At 71.7% G+C, this 20154-nt stretch carries 19 protein-coding genes; 9 read left to right on the top strand and 10 right to left on the bottom strand.

All coding sequences use genetic code 11. The features are described 5' to 3' along the window. Window positions 1-8 precede the first annotated feature (8 nt). On the bottom strand, window positions 9-1013 hold the full coding sequence (locus tag ABTX18_RS23550) for an NAD-dependent epimerase/dehydratase family protein (RefSeq protein ID WP_352124708.1): 1005 nt from the start codon (window positions 1011-1013) through the stop codon (window positions 9-11). Between the two features lie 306 nt (window positions 1014-1319). Between ABTX18_RS23550 and ABTX18_RS23555 the strand changes: the two genes are divergently transcribed. Continuing rightward, window positions 1320-2264, top strand: a complete 945-nt coding sequence (locus ABTX18_RS23555) for a polysaccharide pyruvyl transferase family protein (RefSeq protein ID WP_352124709.1) — start codon at window positions 1320-1322, stop codon at window positions 2262-2264. Between the two features lie 390 nt (window positions 2265-2654). Beyond that, window positions 2655-3941 carry an MFS transporter gene (locus ABTX18_RS23560; RefSeq protein ID WP_503061199.1) on the top strand — a complete coding sequence of 429 codons (1287 nt, stop codon included), beginning with the start codon at window positions 2655-2657 and terminating at the stop codon, window positions 3939-3941. A gap of 63 nt (window positions 3942-4004) precedes the next feature. Here the strand turns inward: ABTX18_RS23560 and ABTX18_RS23565 are convergent, their stop codons facing one another. Beyond that, window positions 4005-6263, bottom strand: coding sequence for a catalase (locus ABTX18_RS23565; RefSeq protein WP_352124711.1), 2259 nt, complete (start codon window positions 6261-6263; stop codon window positions 4005-4007). 313 nt (window positions 6264-6576) lie between these two features. Here ABTX18_RS23565 and ABTX18_RS23570 point away from each other — a divergent pair, with 313 nt between their 5' ends. The 3 genes from ABTX18_RS23570 to ABTX18_RS23580 all read left to right on the top strand — a co-directional run bounded on the left by ABTX18_RS23570 (window position 6577) and on the right by ABTX18_RS23580 (window position 10087). Further along, window positions 6577-7020: an SRPBCC family protein gene (locus tag ABTX18_RS23570; protein ID WP_352124712.1), complete on the top strand. Its 444-nt coding sequence runs from the start codon at window positions 6577-6579 to the stop codon at window positions 7018-7020. Between the two features lie 61 nt (window positions 7021-7081). Beyond that, a complete protein-coding gene (locus ABTX18_RS23575; RefSeq protein WP_352124852.1) occupies window positions 7082-8695 on the top strand; it encodes a phytoene desaturase family protein in 1614 nt (537 codons plus the stop codon). Window positions 8696-8845: 150 nt separating this feature from the next. Next, complete coding sequence (locus ABTX18_RS23580) at window positions 8846-10087, top strand: cytochrome P450 (protein WP_352124713.1); 1242 nt, start codon at window positions 8846-8848, stop codon at window positions 10085-10087. 33 nt (window positions 10088-10120) lie between these two features. On the opposite strand, the gene ABTX18_RS23585 is transcribed toward ABTX18_RS23580, so the two are convergent. The 3 genes from ABTX18_RS23585 to ABTX18_RS23595 form a co-directional block, all read right to left on the bottom strand. Further along, a complete protein-coding gene (locus ABTX18_RS23585; RefSeq protein ID WP_352124714.1) occupies window positions 10121-10903 on the bottom strand; it encodes a VOC family protein in 783 nt (260 codons plus the stop codon). Window positions 10904-11039: 136 nt separating this feature from the next. Beyond that, complete coding sequence (locus ABTX18_RS23590) at window positions 11040-11714, bottom strand: HAD family hydrolase (protein WP_352124715.1); 675 nt, start codon at window positions 11712-11714, stop codon at window positions 11040-11042. Window positions 11715-11798: 84 nt separating this feature from the next. Further along, window positions 11799-12335, bottom strand: a complete 537-nt coding sequence (locus tag ABTX18_RS23595) for a cysteine hydrolase family protein (RefSeq protein ID WP_352124716.1) — start codon at window positions 12333-12335, stop codon at window positions 11799-11801. Between the two features lie 185 nt (window positions 12336-12520). Here ABTX18_RS23595 and ABTX18_RS23600 point away from each other — a divergent pair, with 185 nt between their 5' ends. The 3 genes from ABTX18_RS23600 to ABTX18_RS23610 all read left to right on the top strand — a co-directional run bounded on the left by ABTX18_RS23600 (window position 12521) and on the right by ABTX18_RS23610 (window position 15372). Continuing rightward, the gene (locus ABTX18_RS23600) at window positions 12521-12931 is read left to right on the top strand and encodes a hypothetical protein (RefSeq protein ID WP_352124717.1); all 411 of its coding nucleotides are present in this window, start codon (window positions 12521-12523) and stop codon (window positions 12929-12931) included. A 143-nt stretch (window positions 12932-13074) separates the two neighbouring features. Next, window positions 13075-13749 carry a DUF6766 family protein gene (locus ABTX18_RS23605; RefSeq protein WP_352124718.1) on the top strand — a complete coding sequence of 225 codons (675 nt, stop codon included), beginning with the start codon at window positions 13075-13077 and terminating at the stop codon, window positions 13747-13749. A 90-nt stretch (window positions 13750-13839) separates the two neighbouring features. Continuing rightward, window positions 13840-15372 (top strand): FAD-dependent oxidoreductase, encoded by a 1533-nt coding sequence (locus ABTX18_RS23610; RefSeq protein WP_352124719.1) that lies wholly within the window; start codon window positions 13840-13842, stop codon window positions 15370-15372. A 15-nt stretch (window positions 15373-15387) separates the two neighbouring features. Here ABTX18_RS23610 and ABTX18_RS23615 read toward each other — a convergent pair whose 3' ends face one another. From ABTX18_RS23615 to ABTX18_RS23635, 5 genes are all read right to left on the bottom strand, one after another. Beyond that, window positions 15388-16077: a UdgX family uracil-DNA binding protein gene (locus ABTX18_RS23615; RefSeq protein ID WP_352124720.1), complete on the bottom strand. Its 690-nt coding sequence runs from the start codon at window positions 16075-16077 to the stop codon at window positions 15388-15390. A gap of 61 nt (window positions 16078-16138) precedes the next feature. Further along, window positions 16139-16405: a DUF4235 domain-containing protein gene (locus ABTX18_RS23620; RefSeq protein ID WP_352124721.1), complete on the bottom strand. Its 267-nt coding sequence runs from the start codon at window positions 16403-16405 to the stop codon at window positions 16139-16141. 42 nt (window positions 16406-16447) lie between these two features. Next, window positions 16448-17485: an NAD-dependent epimerase/dehydratase family protein gene (locus ABTX18_RS23625; protein WP_352124722.1), complete on the bottom strand. Its 1038-nt coding sequence runs from the start codon at window positions 17483-17485 to the stop codon at window positions 16448-16450. Between the two features lie 51 nt (window positions 17486-17536). Beyond that, window positions 17537-18721 (bottom strand): zinc-dependent alcohol dehydrogenase, encoded by a 1185-nt coding sequence (locus ABTX18_RS23630; RefSeq protein WP_352124723.1) that lies wholly within the window; start codon window positions 18719-18721, stop codon window positions 17537-17539. Window positions 18722-18773: 52 nt separating this feature from the next. Further along, window positions 18774-18953: a hypothetical protein gene (locus tag ABTX18_RS23635; protein WP_352124724.1), complete on the bottom strand. Its 180-nt coding sequence runs from the start codon at window positions 18951-18953 to the stop codon at window positions 18774-18776. A 395-nt stretch (window positions 18954-19348) separates the two neighbouring features. Here ABTX18_RS23635 and ABTX18_RS23640 point away from each other — a divergent pair, with 395 nt between their 5' ends. Beyond that, window positions 19349-20137, top strand: coding sequence for a SigB/SigF/SigG family RNA polymerase sigma factor (locus tag ABTX18_RS23640; protein ID WP_352124725.1), 789 nt, complete (start codon window positions 19349-19351; stop codon window positions 20135-20137). The last annotated feature ends 17 nt before the right edge of the window (window positions 20138-20154 follow it).

Below are 20154 nucleotides of genomic sequence, written 5' to 3' on the forward strand. Positions count from 1 at the left end.
TGTCTCCTTCAGACGTTGCCGGCCGGCTGCTCGGCCGGGGTGCCGGTCAGCGAGGAGAAGTACGCGATGGTGCGTTCCAGCCCCTCTTCCCAGGACACGCGCGGTTCCCAGCCGAACATCTCGCGTACGAGCGTGGTGTCCGGCCTGCGCCGCTCGGGGTCGTCGACCGGCCGTTCGATGAAGTCGATCCGGCTGCCGGAGTTGGTCAGTTTGACGATGCGGCGGGCGATCTCCCGGACCGTCGTCTCGTCGCTGCCGCCGATGTTGACGGGCCGTACCGACCGGCTGGCCGCCACCCGCAGCACTCCGTCGAGCGTGTCGTCCACGTAGCACAGCGACCTGGTCTGGCTGCCGTCCCCGGCGACCGTGAGCGGTTCGCCGGCGAGTGCCTGGCAGATGAACGTGGGAACGGCCCGGCCGTCGTGCGCCCGCATACGCGGTCCGTAGGTGTTGAACAGCCGGACGATTCCGGCGTTCGTCGCCCTGGCCCCCGCGTGCGCCGTGACCAGCGCCTCGGAGAACCGCTTGGACTCGTCGTACACACTGCGGGGGCCGACCGGGTTGACGTTGCCCCAGTAGTCCTCCCGCTGCGGATGGACCAAGGGGTCCCCGTAGACCTCCGAGGTCGACGCCAGGAGCAGCCTGGCGCCGTCCCGGGCCGCGATGCCCAGCAGATTGCGGGTGCCGAGGCTTCCGACGTCGAGGGTCTCCAGTGGCATCCGCAGGTAGTCGGCGGGGGACGCGGGACAGGCGAAGTGGAGGACGAGGTCGTACGGGCCGGGGAGCTCCTGAGCGCAGGACGGGTCCGAGACATCGCACTCGACGAAGCGGAACCCGGTCCGGCCGGCGAGGTGCGCCACATTCGCGGACGACCCCGATGACAGGTTGTCGGCGCAGTCCACGTCGACACCGCCGTCCAGGAGGCGCTCACACAGGTGCGAGCCCAGGAATCCGGCCCCGCCCGTCACTACGGCGCGCCGCCAGGGCAATCGATCACTTGCCGAAGGCGTCATCAACTGGGTCTCCCTTCACATCGTCCGCGGCGCGCGTTCGCACGCCCGCCCACGGTGAGCCGTCAGGCCGTGGGCGGCACCTGGGGCGCGTCGGGTCCGGCCACTCGGCCTGGCCCGGGGGCGTCGTGCCGCCCGCTGCTTCCGCCGGCCCGTCATCGGGTGGCGGAGACTCTCCGTGTGCGCCGCCACTGTCCGACGGCACCGGGCGGAGTTCGCTCATGCCCGGTTCTCACACGCATCCTGCCGAACCACGGCTCGTTCGCATCCCGGGGCCTACCGTTGGAATGAACCGAGAAAGGGCAGGCGATGACGGCTGAAGCTCTCCACTCCGCGCTCGATACGCTCCTCAGTCCCCGCACACCGGCGGGCAAGGTCCTGGTCACCGGCTGGTTCAGCTTCCTCGACGGTGAGGTGACCGCGGGTGACGCCCTCGCCGAAAGAGCCGTATCGGCGGCCCTGGATCTCCTGGGTATCGCGCACGAGAGCGCGTGGAGCCCCGTCTTCGCCCCTGGGGCGCTCACCCTGGAGGAGGCGGTGCCGGAGGCGTACGAGCAGGTGCTGTTCGTCTGCGGTCCGGTCCACGGCCCCCAGGTGGCCGGACTGCACCGGCGCTACGCCGCGTGCCGCCGTACCGCCGTCGGAGTGAGTGTGGTGGACGAGAAGGAGCCCGCGGTCACCGGGTTCCACCGGATCTTGGCACGTGACCGGGGCGGCGAAGGGCGCTTCCCCGACCTCGCGGCGGCGGCTCCGGCGCAGCCACCCCCGCCCCTGGTGGGCGTGGCGCTCACCCACGGCCAGGGGGAGTACGGAGCGCTCCGCCGCCACGACCAGGTCTCCGACGTCCTTGGGGCCTGGCTGCCCACGAAGGACGCCGCGCGCGTGGAGGCCGATACCCGGCTGGCGCGGGACGACTGGCGTCTGTGCGGGACGGCCGACCAGTACCTCGCGCTCCTCGGGCGGCTGGACCTGGTGGTCACGGACCGGCTGCACGGCATGGTGCTGGCGCTGCGTGTGGGAGTTCCGGCGCTGGTGGTGGATCCCGTCCGGGGCGGCGCGAAGGTCGCGGCGCAGGCGGGGCTGCTGCGCTGGCCCGCGGTGGTGCCCTGCGAAGGCCTGTCACCGGAGGTTCTGGACCGCTGGTGGGACTGGTGCCTGTCGTCGGCGGGCCGGGCGGCGGCCCGCCGGAGGGCGCTGCGCCTTCGCGGGCCGGACCGTGCGGCCGCCGCAGCCGGGCGCGCCCTGCCCTTCTGACCGCGGGCCGGGGGCGGGCGCCGCGGACCGGCCTCTGTGAGGAACAACACCGGGCGGCGGATCGCCCCTGGACCAGGCCGAGTTGAGCGCCTCCGGACCCCTTGGACACACTCCCGCGACGGGCAGCACTTGGGTCGGCGGCGGGCGTTTGTGAACATGAACAGGCGGCCGGCGGCCGGCCGGCTCACCACAGCGGCCACCGTTCCCGGCCCCGAGACTTCCGCGACCTCGCCGCCGCCTTCGGTGCCGACGTGGGTGTCACTCCCCCGGCCCCGTTCGAAATGTGCTGCCCCTGTGTCTGCCCCTGTCTCGTCCTCTCCGGTCTCCCCTGCCCGTGCGCGCAAGCGCCGCGGCGGTGGCAGCCCCTGGCGGTGCCTGCGCACCCCCAGCATGCGCCGCTGGTCCGTCGCCAACCTCGTATCGAACGCCGGTACGTGGATGCAGCTCACGGTGCAGAACCTGCTGGTCCTGCAGATCACCGGTTCGGCTGCGGCCACCGGCCTCTCGCTGGCCGTGCAGGCCGGTCCCGGGCTGCTGCTCGGCGTCGTCGGCGGTGCGGCGGTCGACCGGTGGAACCGCAAGGTGACCGCCATGGTGAGCCAGGTGGTCCTCGGGCTCGTCGCCTTCTCCACCGCGGCGCTGATCGGACTCGACCTGCTCAACATGCCGGTCCTGCTGCTCCTGGCGGCGCTGACCGGCATCGTGAACACCATCGACGGCCCTGCGACGTCCCTCCTGGGCAACGACCTGGTTCCCAAGGACGATGTGCCCTCGGCCATCGCGCTGGGCTCGATGGTGCACAGCGCCGGCCGTCTGGGCGGCACGGCGCTGGCCGCCGTGGCGGTGGGAACCCTCGGCACCTCGTCCGCATACGTGGCCAACGGCCTGTCGTTCCTCTTCGTGGCTGCCGTCATCCCGTCCCTGCGGCCCGCGGCGCACGCGGTGCAGGAGGCGGCGCAGTCCCGCCGTGCGCCGGCCGTGGCTGCTGCCGAGGCGCCCTCACGCAAGCGGGGGTCCGAGGACGGCGCGCGGGCCGGGCTCAGGTACTTCATGAGCCGGCCGCGTCTCGTCGCGCTGGCGGGCATCACCGGGCTCAGCTCCATCTTCGGACGCAACTACCAGTTGACGCTGGTCGTCCTCGTCATCGGGCCGCTCCACGGCAGCCAGAGCGATTTCGGCACCGTCTCGACGGTGCTCGCGGTGGGCGGAATCGTGGGCGCCGTTCTCGCGGGCCGGCTGCGCAGGCCGACCGTGCGGCTGGTGGGCGTCCTGGCAGCCTGTGGCGGTCTGCTCCAGGTGGCGGCCGGGCTCTCCCCTGGACTCTTCGTGCTCGTTCTCCTGGTCATTCCGATGGCCGTCGTGGAGTCCCTGTCCGACACCGCGGGCGCGACCGTGCTGCAGACGGACCCCGCGCCGGAGATGCGCGGCCGCGTGCTCGGAGTCTGGCGCAGTGCCGGAACCGTGTGGGGCCTGGCCGGCCCGCCCCTGCTCGGTCTGCTGCTCGAGTTCGCCGGTGCGCGAGGCGCCCTGGTCTCCGGCGGGCTTCTGATCGCCGGAGCCATTGTTCTGGGCGGCCTGCGTCACCAGCGGATCACGCGCGGCGTCAGCGCTGCCCCGGACAACCGTATGCCCGTGGTCGCCGCCCTCAGCCCTGCGGCCGCGCTCTCCAACGCCTGACAGCTTTCGCCCGCCGCCCTGTCCCTCGGACGGCGGGCGAAAGTTTGATCCAAACGAAAGACCCTATGCGTTGGACACCGGGAAGCGCTCCCAGGCCCGGTGGTTCCCCAGGAGCCTGGTCACCTCCCGCACCACCTCGTCACCCGAACCCGAGGCGACGCCGGGCGCGTCCGTGGGGACGCCCGCCGCGGTGAGCAGCACGTCGGCGCCGTCCCAGAAGCCGATCGCCTTGCCGTGGCGGAACGCCTCGGCCACCAGCATCAGCACCCGTGGGTCCGCCGCGGCGGACCCACCCTGCGGGTCCCCCGCCTTCGCGTCGCGCGCACCGAGCGCGTCGGCTCCGGTTCCGGGCACGCCGGCCAGCAGGACGGCGTCGAACTCGATGGACCGGGCGGTGGCGAAGGTGCGCTGCACCGTGATCGGATCGCCGTCCGCGTCGAGCTTCCCGCCCGCCGGGGCGACGATCAGGGGCACCATGCCGGCGTCGAGCACAGCGCTGCGCGCCGACCGCACGGCGGCGAGATCCGTGCTGTCGTCGGCGACGATGCCGACGGTCCGGCCGTCCGGCGGCCAGGTCTGTCCCACCTGGGACAGCGCCGGACTGGGCTGGGGCGACGCCAGGGCCTCTGCGGGCGCGGGCGCCGGCAGACCGAGCCCTGCGGCCACCCGCTCGCACAGCGCGCCGTCGATCCGCGCGAGCGCCTCAAGACCTCGCCGCTTGACGTTCTCCTCGTAGCACTTGCCCAGCTCGAAGGTGTACGCACCGATGATGTGCTCACGCTCGACGGGCGACATGCTGATCCAGAAGAGCCGGGCCTGGCTGAAGTGGTCGTCGAAGGAAGCCGCCGCCTCGCGCACCTTCCTTCCCTCCGCCACCTCCACCGGCGCCTCGATGAAGGCGCCGGTGTCCTCTCCGGCGACGAACGGGCATCCGCCGTCCAGCGAATTGGGCCGGTAGGGGGCCACGCCCCGGTGCACGGCCGTCTGGTGCATGCCGTCGCGCAGCATGTCGTTGACCGGCGCGTGCGTGCGGTTGATCGGAAGCTGCGGAAAGTTCGGGCCGCCCAGGCGCGTGAGCTGGGTGTCCACGTAACTGAACAGGCGCCCCTGGAGCAGGGGGTCATTGGTCACATCGATGCCCGGCACCAGGTTGCCCACGTGGAAGGCGACCTGTTCGGTCTCGGCGAAGAAGTTCGACGGGTTGGCGTTCAGGGTCATGAGCCCGATCGGCTGGACCGGCGCCAGCTCCTCGGGGACGATCTTCGTCGGGTCGAGGAGGTCGATGCCCTCGAACATCTGCTCGGGGTTGTCGGGGAAGGTCTGCACGCCCAGTTCCCACTGCGGGAAGGCGCCGGCCTCGATGGCGTCGGCCAGGTCGCGGCGGTGGAAGTCCGGGTCGACACCGCTCGTGATCTGGGCCTCCTCCCAGACCATCGAATGGACGCCCAGCTTCGGCTTCCAGTGGAACTTGACGAGCGTCGTCGCCCCCTCCGCGTTGACCAGACGGAAGGTGTGAACCCCGAAACCCTCCATCATCCGGTACGAGCGCGGGATGCCCCGGTCGGACATGTTCCACAACGTGTGGTGCGTCGCCTCGGAGTGCAGAGTGACGAAGTCCCAGAACGTGTCGTGCGCGCTCTGGGCCTGTGGGATCTCCCGGTCCGGGTGCGGCTTGCCCGCGTGGATGATGTCGGGGAACTTGATCGCGTCCTGGATGAAGAACACCGGGATGTTGTTGCCGACCAGGTCGAACACACCCTCCTCGGTGTAGAACTTGGTCGCGAAGCCGCGGGTGTCACGCACGGTGTCGGCCGAACCGCGCGAGCCGAGCACGGTGGAGAACCGGACGAATACCGGCGTCTCCACGTCGCGGGCCAGAAAGGCCGCCTTCGAGATGTTCGCCGCCGAGCCGTAGCCGCGGAAGACACCGTGCGCGGCGGCCCCGCGGGCGTGCACGACGCGCTCGGGAATCCGCTCGTGGTCGAAGTGGGTGATCTTCTCGCGCAGATGGTGGTCCTGCAGCAGGACCGGGCCCCTGGGGCCCGCCTTCAGCGAGTGATCGGTGTCGTACAGGCGCGCCCCCTGCGCCGTGGTCAGGTAGGAGCCGCTCTGTGCCATCCGGGCCGGGTTCGCTCCGGTGGCCTGCCCGGTCGGGCTGACCGTCTCGGGCCCGCTCTGGTCCGGCTTCGGAGGCAGGGGCTCCCGTGCCGTGGTCGGCTCGGCCAGGGCGGGATCGGCGCTCGCGGGCTTGCCGGGGATGCCCTCCTCGGGGCCGGACCCGTCGGGCTGCCCGGCAGTGGGCTCGGGGCGGTTGTCGCTCATGAATGCTCCATCCGTAGAGACGCAGGTGCGCGAGAGGCACTAAAGGGCCGGTATCCAGAAACCGGGCGTCGACACAGCGAAAGCGCGGATCCGAGCGAGCCGCCCGAGGCGGGGCACGAGGAGGCCTGACCCCTCCCCAGTCGTAGCGGAGAGAAGGGCGGAGAGCGACAAGAAGGGCTTCACGCTGCGGCAGACGCGTTAGCCGGCCCCTCCAATGGCCGTCGCCCCGGATGTGCCGGTCGGCCTTAAGGTGGAAGACGGACGCATTACGGATCGAATCCCCCTGGCACTCCTTCCGCGTCTGGAGGCGCTCATGGCCATTCGTCATCAGCTGATCAAGCACCCGCCGTCGGCCTTGTGGTCCGTCCTGGAACGGCCGGATCTGTACGGGGAGTGGGTGGTCGGGACGTCCGGCTCCCGCAGTGCGGAGGGGCAGTGGCCCGAAGTCGGATCCTCGATCGAGTACACCGTGCGGGCCGGCCCGAAGGAGTTCAGCGGCCGGACCGTGGTGCGCCGGCTCGAACGCCCGAGCATTCTCGAGCTGGAGGCGCACAGCGGCCTGCTGGGTTCGGCGCGCATCGCCTTCGACATCCGGCCGTGGGGCGACGAGACGCTGGTGCGGCTCGACGAGCACCCGCTCCGGGGCGCGGGCGGCACCCTGCACAACGCGGCGGCCGACGTGCTGCTCCAGCTCCGCCATCGCGCCATGCTGGGGCGCCTCGCCTCCGCGGTCGACGAGCTGGCGAGCGACAGCTGACGGTGCACGCCGTGAGCGGCGGCACCGGCCGGACCCTCCCCCGAGCGAAGGGCGACGGATGATGGCGGACGCGGTGGTGATCGGAAGCGGACCCAACGGCCTGGTCGCGGCGAATCTTCTCGCCGACGCGGGATGGAGCGTCGAGGTCTTCGAGAGCCAGGACGAGCCGGGCGGGGCGGTGCGCAGCGACCGGGGGGTGCACCCGGACTTCGTGAGCGACATGTTCAGCGCGTTCTATCCGCTGGCGGCAGCTTCCCCGGTGCTGGCGGGCCTCGGTCTGCACCGTGACGGGCTGCGGTGGAGCCGGGCGCCGTCCGTGCTCGCCCATCCCCTGCTGGACGGCAGCTGCGCCGTGCTTCACGCGGACCGGGCCGGCACCGCGGCGGGTCTGGACCGGTTCGCGGACGGTGACGGGGAGGCGTGGACGTCCCTGTGCCAGGTGTGGGACCGGGTGGGCGACGACGTTCTGCGGGCCCTTTTCACCCCCTTCCCGCCCGTGCGGGCCACCGCCGCGCTGGCGGCCCACCTGCGTGCGGCGGGCGGCTTGCGCCTGGCCCGGAGCCTGCTGCTGCCGGTGCGGCGGCTGGGCGAGGAGGAATTCGCCGGACAGGGAGGGCGGCTCCTGCTGGCGGGCAACGCGCTCCACGCCGATCTGCCCCCCGAGGCCGCCGGGAGCGGCGGTTTCGGCTGGCTGATGGCCATGCTCGGGCAGCGTTACGGCTTCCCCGTGCCCGAGGGGGGCGCCGGCGCCCTGACCGCCGCGCTGGTGCGGCGGCTGAAGGCCCACAAGGTCGAGGTGCACTGCCGCAGCCGAGTGACCGAGGTGGTGGTGCGGCGGGGCCGTGCGGTGGGGGTGCGTACGGAGAACGGCGACGCAGTACGGGCGCGCAAGGCCGTGCTCGCCGATGTGTCGGCGCCCTCCCTCTTTCTGGATCTTCTCGCCCCGGAGCATCTGCCGCCCCGCGTCTTCGGCGACCTGCGGCGCTTCGAGTGGGACTTCGCCACGTTCAAGGTCGACTGGGCCCTGGACGGGCCCATTCCGTGGACGGCGGCGGACGCCCGCTCGGCGGGCACGGTGCATGTGGCGGAGGGCGTCGACGAACTCACCCGGTTCGCCGCGCAGATCGCCATGGGGCAGATCCCGGACCGGCCCTTCCTCCTGCTGGGCCAGATGACCACCGCCGACGCCTCGCGTTCGCCGCAGGGCACGGAATCGGCGTGGGCCTACACCCATGTGCCGCACCGCGTGAAATCCGATGCCGGCGAGGAGGGGCTCACCGGCCGCTGGGGCGCGGCCGAGGCGGAGACGTTCGCCGACCGGCTGGAGCGGCGCATCGAGAGCTACGCGCCCGGGTTCCGGAGCCGCATCATGGCCAGGCGTCTTCTCCCTCCCCCCGCCCTGGAGGCCGCCGACAGCAACCTGCACGGCGGCGCGATCAACGGCGGGACCAGCAGCCTCCACCAACAGTTGGTCTTCCGGCCCGTCCCGGGTACCGGCCGGCCCGAGACGCCGGTTCGCGGCCTCTACCTGGCCTCCGCGTCCGCCCATCCGGGCGGCGGTGTGCACGGTGGACCGGGGGCCAACGCGGCGCGGGCCGCGCTCCGCGCGCGGGGCGCCACCACGCTGGTGTCGGCCGGCCGCCGCGCGGTGGCTCACCGCGACCGGACCGGCTGAGCCACGCGGGTGACGAGGCGCACGCGTCCTCCGGGCGGCAAAGGGCCCCAACGGTCGCCCACCGCTCGCGTCCCGATGCCGCCGGGCACAGGATCGTGCGCACGGTGCGCACGGCCCGCACGCCCCCGACGTCCTTCCCACGGAGTTCCCATGGTCGACAACACCCTGCCGCTTCTCCTCCAGGGATACGCGTGGCTGCCCGACCGCCGGCGGCGCAGCGGCGGAGCGCCCGTGCGCACCCGCCTCCTCGGCAAGCGGGCGATCGCCCTGCACGGCCCCGCGGCTGTTCGCTTCTTCTACGACGAACACCACATCCGCCGCCACGCGGCGCTGCCGGAACCGGTGATCGACACTCTCTTCGGCCGGGGTGCCGTGCACACGCTCGACGGCAGGCAGCACCGTGCGCGCAAGTCCCTGTTCATGCACCTGCTCAAGGAACCCGACCGGGTCGCGGCCCTGGCCGTCCACGTGGCCGGCGCATGGGAACGGGCCGTCGCGGACTGGGCCGACGCCGGGCGCGTGGTCCTCTTCGACGAGATCGCGGTCCTGCTGACGCGATCCGTCCACACGTGGGCGGACGTGCCGCTGCCCGAGGCCGAAGTCCCCCGGGCCGCCCGGGACCTGGTGGCCATGGTGGACGGCTTCGCCACCGCGGGCCCGAGGCATCTGCGGGCCCGCAGGGCGAGGCGCCGGCAGGAGCAGCGGCTGTCCCGGCTGGTCGAGCGGGAGCGTGCGCGGGCCGGCGCCGGTCCGGCGGCCCCGTCCGACTCCCCGTTCCACGCCATCGCGTGGCACCGCGAGCCGGACGGACGGCTCCTCGACCCCAGGACCGCGGCCGTCGAAATCCTCAATGTGGTCCGCCCGACGGTGGCGATCAGCTGGTTCGTGACCTTCGCGGCACATGCGCTCCACCGCCGGCCGGAGCACCGCGTCCGGCTCGCGGAGGGCGATGCCTCCTACGCGTACGCCTTTGCCCAGGAGGTCCGCCGCTTCTATCCGTTCGCGCCGTTCATCGGTGGTCTGGCGGCGGAGCGGCTCGAGTGGCAGGGCCGGCCGATCCGTCCAGGAACGCTCGTTCTGCTGGACCTCTACGGGCAGAACCACGACCCCGACTTCTGGCCGCGCCCGTACACCTTCGACCCGTCACGGTTCACCGGTGAGCCGCGCCTGCGCGAGGAGCTCGTCCCGCAGGGTGGCGGCGATCCCGCGACGGGGCACCGGTGTCCGGGTGAGGACATCACCCTTGCGGTGCTCGCCACGGTGGCGCGGCTGCTGGCGGGTCTTACGTACCGGGTGGCCGAGCAGGACCTCCGCATTCCGCTCAACCGGGTCCCGACGGCTCCGCGCAGCGGCTTCGTCATCACCGATGTGGCCCGGCCCGCCGACGCGTGAGACGCGGCGGCTTCCGGGCGGCCGGCCCTGCCGTCAGGTGCGGCGCTGCATGAGCGTGAACAGGCCCCCGCCCGGGTCCTGGAGGACGCGTGAGAACCCGTCGGGCGACCAGACCGAGGCCGGCAGTTGCGGCTTGGCGCCGCCTGCCCCGACGGCGGTGGCCACCGCCCGTTCCACGTCGTCGACGGCGAATTCGACCAGCCAGCGCGGCCTGGTCTGCGGCTGTGCGGACGTCTGCACGCCGCCGCCGCGCAGGGACAGGGCCGGCCGGCCGTCCCGCTCGACAAGGACGTGGTCACGCCGGTACGCGACATCGATGCCCGGCTCGTCGGCCCAGCCGAAGACCTCTCCGTAGAAGACCGCGGCCTCGAACACGTCCCGGGTCTGCAGGTCGAGCCGCGCGGGGGCGCTCTCCTCGCCCACCGACCAGGCCAGGCCTGGGCCTTCCCAGAAGCCGAACGCCGCCCCGTCCCGGTCGGCGGCCAGTCCCGCCCGCCCCTCGCCCAGGGCCACGGGGCCCACGGCCAGGGTGGCTCCGCGTTCCTGGATGCGGGCGGCCGTCACCGTGGCGTCCCGCACGGCGAAGTACGGTGTCCACACCGAGGGCGGGGCCAGGCCCGGCCGCCGCTCGCCGAGGCCCGCCACCGGCCGGCCGCCGACCGATGCCACCAGGAACCCGCTGCCCAGGGAACTCGCCCGGAACTTCCAGCCGAGCACTGCCGCGTAGAAGGCCTGGGCGGCCCGCAGGTCGCCGACCATCAAGTTGACCCAGCACGGGGTTCCCGGCGCCGGCACCACATGCTCCGCAGCAGACATCAGCCGTCCTTCACCGTCGACATGGACCACTTCCCCGGACCCGGGTGCCCGGGTCCGCAGCGGACGAACGTACCGGCTCGCTCCGCGGGGCGGAACGTGACCGGGCCGCTTCGCGGGCAGGAGTGTCCACCGGCGCTCAGCCGGACGCGGCGATGCGGGCGAAAACACCGGTGTCCAGGTGCGCCAGCAGATCGGCCGGGTCCCGGTACACCTCGACCGCCCCGGCACCCACCAGGTCCTCGCGGGGAATGCCGCCCGACAGGAGCGCCACCGCGGTGACCGACGCGCCGGTCGCGGCCTTCATGTCCCAGACGGAGTCGCCCACGTACACCGTCTCGTCGCTGGTTGCGCCTGCGAGCTCCATCGCGTGGCGGATCGGCTCCGGAGCGGGTTTGCCCTCGCTCACATCGTCGGAGCTGGCCGTGTCGCTGATGGCGTCGTCGGCGTCGAGGGCCTTGCGCAGGGCCTCGAGTTCCGGACCGCTCGCCGAGGTGGCGAGGACCACCGTCCATCCCCGTGCCGCCAGGGCGCGCAGGAGATCGGCCGCGCGGTCCAGCGCGGGGAGGCGGTCGAAGCAGGTCGCGTAGAGCGCCGAATGGGCCGCGCTGATGGCCGCGTCCTGGCCCCGGTCCCGGTCCGCTCCGAGGAGATGCCCGATCAGATCGTCCGAGCCGAGACCGATCGCCCGGTGCACCGTGCTCATGGGAACCGAGTGTCCCGCTTGGCGGAACGCCTCCCACCAGGCGCATACGTGGAGGTAATTGGTGTCCACGAGTGTTCCGTCCACATCGAACAGAGCCGCGCGGGTCATATCGGTTCCTTCCGGTCGGAGCCGGGACACCGGGAGACAGGGGCTGCCGCTCCGTGCCCCGGTGCGGCGGTGGGGGACATCGGATCAGAAGGCGACCGACTCGGCACGGCGTACATCGGCGCCCATGTTGCGCTCCATCATCCGCAGCCCGGCACGGGCGAGATCCTCGTGGATGTGAGCGACACCGTCCTCGGGAATCGTAAGGTCCAGATTCCGGATGTGCGCGTCCAGCGCCGAGTAGAGGATGCACTGCTCGGTCACCTGGCCGCAGAGGACCAGGTGACCGACGCCCAGCTGCCGAAGCAGATACGGGAGGGGTGTCTCGTAGAAGATCGAGTGCCTCGCCTTCACCACGAACAGCGAGTTCTCGTCCGGCAGCAGGGGCTCGACGAGATCCGGCCGGGCACCGGCCATGGCCATCTCCACGATTTCCCCGTGGTGGGACCGCCATTGCCCGAAGTTGTCGTTGGCGTAGATCACCGGGGCGTCCTGTGCGCGGGCGGCCTCCAGCAGCCGGGCGATCACGGGGACGGTGCGCTCCACATCGGGAAGGAGCTGTTCTGCGTCCTCGTGACGGTAGTTATTGATCATATCGGTGACGATCAGCGCCGTACGTCCCATGCACTCGATGGTGGCATCCCGTCACCGGGCGTGCGAGCGCTCAGGCGTGGGGCCGGGCCTGCGGAGGGGCGGGGCGCGTCCGGCGCCGAGCAGGGCGGCCACGCTCCGGCCTGGCGTGTCGCCTGTCGGGGCAGACGTCGGAGGGGAGAATGCGACATCGCTACCGACTACGTGCGAGGACTACAGTGACGGTCTCCCGCCTTCGGCGTTCGTGGACGCTGCTCCCCCTGCTTCCGGTGCTGATTCTGCTGAGCGGCTGCGACAACCGGTCGCCGGCCGCCCGGAGCGCGGCCGCCGCCTTCGAGCAGGCGTGGGAGGCCCACGATGTAGAGGCTGTGTGCGCCGCCCTCGCGCCGGGTACACGCTCCGAGCTGGAGTCCGACGAACAGGCCGCGTGCCCCGAGGCCCTCGCCGGGGTCTCGCTTCCCGTCGGCGGAAAGGCCCGGTCGGTGAACGTCCACGGTCGTCAGGCCCGCGTGGTCCTCGCATCCGACACCCTGTTCCTCTCCCTGTTCCCCGGCGGATGGAAGGTGGTGGCCGCGGGCTGCTCGCCCCGGCCGGACAAGCCCTACTCGTGCGAGCTCAAGGGGGCCTGACAGCGTGAGAGCCCTCTTCTTTCTGTGTCTCGCCGGCGTTCTCCTCGGTCTCGCGTACTTCCTGACCGTGGGACTGCTGAACCGGTGACGCCGCCGGCCGACGGTTCACCACATCAACCGACCGGACACTGGAGGAGGTTTCCTTGCGCACCTTCATTCGGGACAACTCACTGACGCTCGCCTTCGGCGCGGCGTTCCTCCTGGCGCTGACCGGCCAGGCGATCGTGGGACACATCGAGTTCAACGAGCAGCTCGCCGTGGACGATCTCTATCCCGTCTCCTTCGGCACCTATGTGACGTCGTCCGACTTCGCGGTGGACGTGACGGAGAACTGGCAGTCGGAGTACCTGCAGTTCTTCCTCTACATCTTCGGCACGGTCTGGCTCCTGCAGCGGGGCTCACCCGAGTCCAAGAGCATGCACCAGGCCGGGCCCGAGTCCGACGAGGAGCAGCGCATCGGTGCTCACGCGCGCGGCGACTCACCGCGGTGGGCAGCGGCCGATGGCTGGCGGCAGCTGGTGTTCTCCCGTTCCCTCGGCATCACGATGGGCGCCCTGTTCGTGCTGTCCTGGTTCGCCCAGTCCGTGGCCGGTGTCGCCTCGTACAACGAACAACAGCTCCGTCAGCTGGAGGCGCCCATCAGCTGGGGTGGCTACCTGGTGTCCGCCGACTTCTGGAGCCGCACCCTGCAGAACTGGCAGTCGGAGTTCCTGGCCGTCGCCTCCATGGTCATTCTCTCCGTCTACCTGCGTCAGCGCGGCTCCCCGGAGTCCAAACCCGTCGGCGCGTCGCACCGGGCCACCGGTGTGGAGGGGTGAACCCATGCCCCTTCGGTCATCGCAGGGCCGCTCGGGCGAAGAAGTCGGCTTGCCCCGTGTCCTTCCGGCACCGGCGGGAACACGTGGCCCATGACCTTCCGATCTGAACTGCCGGGCGTGGCCGAGTCCTACTGGATGGCCACGGTGCCCGGCGCCCCGCGGCCCGCCCTGGATTCCGGCACGACGGCGGACGTCGTCGTTATCGGCGGCGGCATGGCCGGGCTGAGTACTGCCTGGGAGCTGACCGTGGCCGGGCGGAAAGTGACCGTGCTCGAGGCCGACCGCATCGCCGCAGGGGTGAGCGGATACACGACGGCCAAGCTCACGGCTGCCCACTCCCTCGTGTACGAGCGGCTGCGGCGTACACGCGGGCCGGAGGGCGCGCGACTGTATGCCCGTTCCCAGCAGGCGGCGGTCGAGCGGATCGGTGCGGTGGCGGACGAACTGGGCATCGACTGCGACTTCGAGCGGGCCTCTGCCCTGACCTACACGACCGATCCGCACCGGCGTGCCCAGTTCGAGGCCGAGGCCGGGGCCGCGTCGGAAGCGGGTCTGGACGCGCGCTTCGTACAGGAGACGGACCTGCCGTTCCCGGTCGCCGCTGCCGTACAGGTCGCCGATCAGGCACAGTTCCATCCGCGTACGTACATGCTGGGCCTCGCGGACGCGATCGTCGCGCGCGGTGGCTCCGTTTATGAGCGGACCCGGGTGACCGGCCTCAGCGAGGGCACCCCCTGCCGGGTGCGTACGGAGAACGGCGTGACGGTGACGGCCGCGGATGTCGTCGTCGCCACGCACTACCCGGTCTTCGACCGGGCGCTTCTCTTCGCGCGCATGTCGCCGCGCCGCGAACTCGTCGTCGCCGCTCCGCTTCCCGCGGCCGAGGCCCCCGCTCACATGTACATCACCCCGGACATGGACACGCGGTCGGTCCGTACGGCGCCGCTCGACGGAGACCGGCGGCTGCTGATCGTCACCGGTGAGCACTTCACGCCGGGGACGGCCGACAGCCGCGAGCGCTTCCTGCGGCTGGACGGGTGGATGCACGAGCACTTCGCCGTCGGTGCCACGGCCTACCGGTGGGCGGCCCAGGACAACGACGTGAGCGACGGCGTTCCCCTGGTCGGGCCCTTCCACCCGGGTGCGCGCCATGTGTATGTGGCGACCGGGTTCGGGGGCTGGGGCATGAGCGGCGGCGCCATGGCCGGACAGTTGCTGTCCTCGGCACTGACGGGCGCCGAACCGGAATGGGCCGGCCTCTACGATCCGCGCAGGCTGTGGTCCACCGTGCGGGAGGGGACGGGGCTGCTGAAGCAGCAGGCCGAGGTGGCCCGGCACTTCGTCGGTGACCGGCTGAAGACCACCCATGTCGACTCCGTCGACGACATCGCTCCCGGTACCGGCGCGGTGGTGCGCGTCGACGGGCGGCGGTGTGCCGTCTACCGCGACGACGACGGAAAGGTCCACGCCGTGTCGGCGCGCTGTACGCACCTGGGCTGCCTGGTCGCGTTCAACGAGGCGGAGACCACGTGGGAGTGCCCCTGCCACGGTTCGCGGTTCGCCGTCGACGGCGAGGTGGTCCACGGCCCCGCTCTGCGACCGCTGCCCCCACGCACGGTGTGAGCGCGGCGGATCCGTTCAGGTAAGGAAGCGCGCGGCCACGCCGAGGTCGGTGACCAGACCCCGGTAGGCCTCCTTGCGGTCCGTCGCCCTGAGTACGGCCGAAGGGTGAACGGTCGCGACGAGGCCGCGCGCGCCGTCGCCGGCCCGGCTCTGCGCGGTGGCCGGCAAAGTGCCCGCGGGCAGGTACAGCAGCACTCCACGGCTCTCCGTGACCTTGAACGAGTTGCCCAGCAGCGACTTGCCCGCCGTCCCGCCGAGGGCCAGCACGAGTTCGGGATCGACCCGTCGGAGCTCCGCGTCCAGCCAGGGACGGCACGCCGACATCTCGCGGAGGCTCGGAGCCTTGTGGATGCGGCGTTTGCCGCCTGCCTTGACCGGAGCGAACTTGAAATGCTTCACCGCGTTGGTGAAGTAGACCTCTTGCTCATCGATCTCGGCATCGGCCAGTGCCTTGCGCAGCAGCCGTCCGGCAGGACCGACGAAGGGTTCGCCCTCCCGGTCCTCCTGGTCGCCCGGCTGTTCACCGACGACGACCGTACGTGCGTGTTCGGGGCCGGCCCCGAACACCGTCTGGGTCGCGTCCTGGAACAGGGGGCAGCCCCGGCAGCCTTCCGCGGCGCGGCGCAGCGCCGCCACACCGCCCCGGGCAGGAACGAAGTCCGCCGCTCCGTCCGGCGTTACGGCCTCGCTCCGTGGGTTCCCCATGCCGCGCCTCCTTCCGGTTACCTGCTTCCGGGCACCGGCCGCCCGGCAAAACGGTCGCCGGTCAGCCGGGCCACGCACCGGTCATGCGGTTGACGAGCGTGGCGCCGGCCCTGTCGGTGGCCGCCTTCGCCGCGGCGAAGATGGCGCCCTGGATCGCCGCCGCCAGCATGATCTCCCGCCAGCGCCGCTGCTGGTCCGTGGCGTCCGGGGCGTCCTCCTCCCCCTGAACCCGTTTCCAGACGGTCTTGAAGATTCCGCCCGCCACCGCACCGCTCAGCGAGCCGAGCAGCAGCCCGACGGGCTTGTAGGCGACTTTCGATACGTTCATCGTGCGCTCCTAGTCGAGAGGGGAAGAGCAGGCGGGAATCCGTCAGCCCCACTGCTTCCCGGCCATCGGGGCCGTGTCCTCACCGCCTCCGTGGGCGACTCCCCGCAGGAAGGCCCTCAGGGCGTCCGAGGCGGAACGGGCCGGGCGCCAGCCCAGCTCCTCGTGGGCCCGGGCGCAGTCCATGAGAGGGATCCTCAGTACGGCGTCGAACAGGTTCGGCGGTGCCGGTGAGGTGCGTGTCCGCCATGCGGTGGCCAGCGCGCCCCGGGCGACAGCCGCCGGCACGGGGACGACCCGGACATCGAGCAGTTCGCCGAGCACGCGGGCGTCGACCGCGGGGTCGGCGGCCAGGTTGAAGGCCCCGCGCACGTCGGTGAGAACGGCGAGTCTGAACGCCTCGGCGGCGTCGTCGGTGTGCAGCGTCTGGAAGCGCAGTCCCTGCGGGTACGGCAGGAAGGGCAGCAGGTCAGGCCGGATCAGGGCGCCGGGCAGATACCGTCCCGCGAAGATGCGGCGCTGCTCGCTGGCCGAGGTCTCCTTGAACATGAAGGAGGGCCTCATGCGGACGACTCGGATCTGGCGGTACCGCAGTTCGAAGGTGTCGAGCACCCGTTCCAGATACGCCTTCTCCCTGCAGTACGCCGCGTCGGGCCACCCATGGCTCGGCCACTGCTCGTCGACGCCTGGGTCGTCCTGGGGGCCCGGCGAATAGGTGGCGAGGGAAGAGGCGTGGACGAGCACCGGGACGTCGGCCCTGCGCACCGCTTCGAACAGCCGGAGGGAGCCCTCCACATTGCTCCGCCAGGTGACGGGCGGCCGCCGGGTGGGATGGAAGCGCCAGGCCAGGTGGACGACGGCGTCGGCGCCGGCCAGGTGCGCTTCGAGCGGCGCGGGACTGTCCTCCTGCGAGAGGTCCACGGTCGCCCACTCCACACCCGGAAGGACGAGTCCGGGGACGCGTCTGGCCAGCCCGAGCACCGATCCCACCGCGGGGTCCCGCGACAGGGCCCTGATCACGCTCGTGCCCACGTTTCCCGTCGCGCCCGTCACCACGACGCGCAGGCCCTGGGATGCGTTCATCGTCGCTCCTCGTGCTCGATGTCCCGGTGCGGTGCGGCCGCTCACGCCGGCTCACGGCCTGAGCAGCGTCTTCACCATGCCGTCGGCCTTCTTCTGGAAGGTGTCGTACGCCTTCGGCCCGTCCTCCAGCGGAAGGTGGTGGGTGGCGAAACCGTCCACACCGAGCGGGTCCTCGTCGCTGAGCAGCGGCAGGAGGTCGGGCACCCAGCGCCTCACGTTGGCCTGGCCCATGCGCAGCTGGATCTGCTTGTCGAACAGGGTGAGCAACGGCAGCGGGTCCGCGGCGCCTCCGTACACGCCGGAGATGGAGAGGGTGCCGCCCCGGCGCACGATGTCGATCGCGGTCAGCAGGGCCGTGAGCCGGTCGACGCCCGCGCGCTCCATCAGCACCCGCGCGGCGGCGTCGGGCAGCAGGCCGGTGGCCCATTGGGCCGCCTTGCCGACCGGTGAGCCGTGGGCCTCCATGCCGACGGCATCGATGACCGCGTCGGTGCCACGGCCGCCTGTGAGGTCCCGGACCGCTTGTGCCACGTCCTTTCCGTACTTCGCCAGATCCACGGTCTGGATGCCCCGCGCGGCCGACCGCGCCAGTCGTTCGGGGACCTCGTCCACACCGATGACCAGGCCCGCGCCGCGGTGCCGGGCGATGCGCGCGGCCATGTCGCCGATCGGCCCCAGTCCCAGGACCGTGACGCTGCCGCCCGGTGGGACCGCGGCGTACTCGACTGCCTGCCAGGCGGTCGGCAGGACGTCCGAGAGATAGACGAAGCGGTCGTCGTCCGGGCCGTCCGGAACCTTGATGGGCAGGGTGTTGCCGAACGGCACCCGCATGAACTCGGCCTGCCCGCCCGGGACCTGTCCGTAGAGCTTGGTGTACCCGAACAGTGCGGCCCCGCTGCCGTACTCGGTGACCTGCGTGGTCTCGCACTGCGAGTGGAGTCCCCGGTCGCACATGAAGCAGTCGCCGCAGGAGACGTTGAACGGCACCACCACCCTGTCCCCTCGCGCCAGCGCCGTGACCTCGGCGCCCGTCTCCTCGACCACCCCCATCGCCTCGTGGCCGAGGATGTCGCCAGGGTCCAGGAAGGGTCCCAGCACCTCGTACAGGTGCAGATCGGACCCGCAGATGCCGGTCGATGTGACCTTGATGAGCACGTCCGTCGGATCCTTGATTCTCGGGTCGGGCACGGTCGTCACCCGGACGTCCCGCCGCCCCTGCCAGGTCAATGCACGCATGCGCCCTCTCCTTACTTCCGGCTGCGGTCCCGGTGCGTCGCCGGTGCCCGCGTCAGTGACCGCTCCTGCGCCGAGCCGCTCGCGCCTCGGCCTCCGCTCTCCGTGCCGCCGCCTCCCGTTGGCGCCCCAGCTCCTTGAGCCGCTGGTCACCCAGGGCTGCCCCGTCCGCCCGCTCCTTGGCTCCCTTGGCTCTCATGGCCAGTGCCCGGACGAGCTCCGCGTGCCTTCCCATCACTCCGTCGTTCCTCCCCGGCGTGCGCCGTGTTCCGGTTGGTCCCCCGTCGGCCCGTTCGCCCGACGGGTTCCCAGGAGTCCCGCCTTCAATCGGCGGCCGCGCGACTCGTGTTTCACCCGGGCCCGGTGGGTACCCGTTCGTCACGCTCCCCGCGTACGCGAGCAGCACAGGCACTGGTGGTTGGGAAGACAGCCCCGGTGCCGCCCGGAGCCCCTCGCGCGGCCGGTCGGAGGGGCATTTCTCGTTCGTGTGTGAGACACACCGAACGGGTAGAATTGATGCGTGCTTCAGACAGGAGGCACACCCGTGGAGCCGCGCTCCGGGTGTGTCCTGTCCGGACTGCTCGCTCCCCGGGTGAAAGCGGCACAGCACCGCCGAGGGAGTGACGCACCATGGCTGACGCCCACGAACGAGTACGGGAACCGGTCGACTGCCCCGACGCGGCCTTCCGCCGGCTGCGGACCCTGCCGGACGGCCCCGAGAAGGACGATCTGCGCCAGACGGTCGTCTGCGCCTGGCTGCCGATGGCGCACCGGCTGGCCGGCAAGTACCGCAACCGCGGAGAGTCCTTGGAGGACCTGCGTCAAGTAGCGGCGATGGGTCTGGTGAAGGCCGTCGACCGCTACGACCCGTCGCGCGGCAAGGCCTTCGAGACATACGCCATCCCCACGGTGATGGGCGAGCTGAAGCGGCACTTCCGGGACCATACGTGGGGGATTCACGTTCCCCGGCGGGTGCAGGATCTGCGCAATCGGGTGCGCATCGCACGGCGCGACCTCTCCCAGCGGCTGGAGGGGCGCGTTCCGACCGAGGGGGAGATAGCGGCCGACACCGGCCTGAGCCTGGAAGAGGTCCGCACGGGCCTGGAGGCCCTGGACAGCTACCGGACGTTCTCGCTGGACGCGGAGGTGCCGGGAGGGGACCGCGGCTACTCACTCGTGGACACGCTCGGCTGCTGCGACGCCGCCCTCGACGTCGCCGTGGACCGCGAGGCGGTGAAGCCGGCGCTGCGAGGTCTGCCGGAGCGGGAACGCACCATCCTGTACTTGCGGTTCTTCCGCGACATGACGCAGGACAGCATCGCCGAGACACTCGGCATCTCGCAGATGCACGTGTCGCGGCTGATCAGTCAGTGCTGTGCGGAGGTACGACGGCAGGCCCTGCAGGGCGTGGGCTGCTGACGGGACGCGCGGGGAGC

It is taken from the genome of Streptomyces sp. NPDC096323, from assembly GCF_040302845.1.
Taxonomy (GTDB): domain Bacteria; phylum Actinomycetota; class Actinomycetes; order Streptomycetales; family Streptomycetaceae; genus Streptomyces.

Excerpts from the sequence above, each read along its gene's own strand:
- ABTX18_RS23550 (WP_352124708.1), bottom strand. The coding sequence starts at position 1,013 with ATGACGCCTTCGGCAAGTGATCGATTGCCCTGGCGGCGCGCCGTAGTG.
- ABTX18_RS23555 (WP_352124709.1), top strand. The coding sequence starts at position 1,320 with ATGACGGCTGAAGCTCTCCACTCCGCGCTCGATACGCTCCTCAGTCCC.
- ABTX18_RS23560 (WP_503061199.1), top strand. The coding sequence starts at position 2,655 with ATGCGCCGCTGGTCCGTCGCCAACCTCGTATCGAACGCCGGTACGTGG.
- ABTX18_RS23565 (WP_352124711.1), bottom strand. The coding sequence starts at position 6,263 with ATGAGCGACAACCGCCCCGAGCCCACTGCCGGGCAGCCCGACGGGTCC.
- ABTX18_RS23570 (WP_352124712.1), top strand. The coding sequence starts at position 6,577 with ATGGCCATTCGTCATCAGCTGATCAAGCACCCGCCGTCGGCCTTGTGG.
- ABTX18_RS23575 (WP_352124852.1), top strand. The coding sequence starts at position 7,082 with ATGGCGGACGCGGTGGTGATCGGAAGCGGACCCAACGGCCTGGTCGCG.
- ABTX18_RS23580 (WP_352124713.1), top strand. The coding sequence starts at position 8,846 with ATGGTCGACAACACCCTGCCGCTTCTCCTCCAGGGATACGCGTGGCTG.
- ABTX18_RS23585 (WP_352124714.1), bottom strand. The coding sequence starts at position 10,903 with ATGTCTGCTGCGGAGCATGTGGTGCCGGCGCCGGGAACCCCGTGCTGG.
- ABTX18_RS23590 (WP_352124715.1), bottom strand. The coding sequence starts at position 11,714 with ATGACCCGCGCGGCTCTGTTCGATGTGGACGGAACACTCGTGGACACC.
- ABTX18_RS23595 (WP_352124716.1), bottom strand. The coding sequence starts at position 12,335 with ATGGGACGTACGGCGCTGATCGTCACCGATATGATCAATAACTACCGT.
- ABTX18_RS23610 (WP_352124719.1), top strand. The coding sequence starts at position 13,840 with ATGACCTTCCGATCTGAACTGCCGGGCGTGGCCGAGTCCTACTGGATG.
- ABTX18_RS23615 (WP_352124720.1), bottom strand. The coding sequence starts at position 16,077 with ATGGGGAACCCACGGAGCGAGGCCGTAACGCCGGACGGAGCGGCGGAC.
- ABTX18_RS23620 (WP_352124721.1), bottom strand. The coding sequence starts at position 16,405 with ATGAACGTATCGAAAGTCGCCTACAAGCCCGTCGGGCTGCTGCTCGGC.
- ABTX18_RS23625 (WP_352124722.1), bottom strand. The coding sequence starts at position 17,485 with ATGAACGCATCCCAGGGCCTGCGCGTCGTGGTGACGGGCGCGACGGGA.
- ABTX18_RS23630 (WP_352124723.1), bottom strand. The coding sequence starts at position 18,721 with ATGCGTGCATTGACCTGGCAGGGGCGGCGGGACGTCCGGGTGACGACC.
- ABTX18_RS23635 (WP_352124724.1), bottom strand. The coding sequence starts at position 18,953 with ATGGGAAGGCACGCGGAGCTCGTCCGGGCACTGGCCATGAGAGCCAAG.
- ABTX18_RS23640 (WP_352124725.1), top strand. The coding sequence starts at position 19,349 with ATGGCTGACGCCCACGAACGAGTACGGGAACCGGTCGACTGCCCCGAC.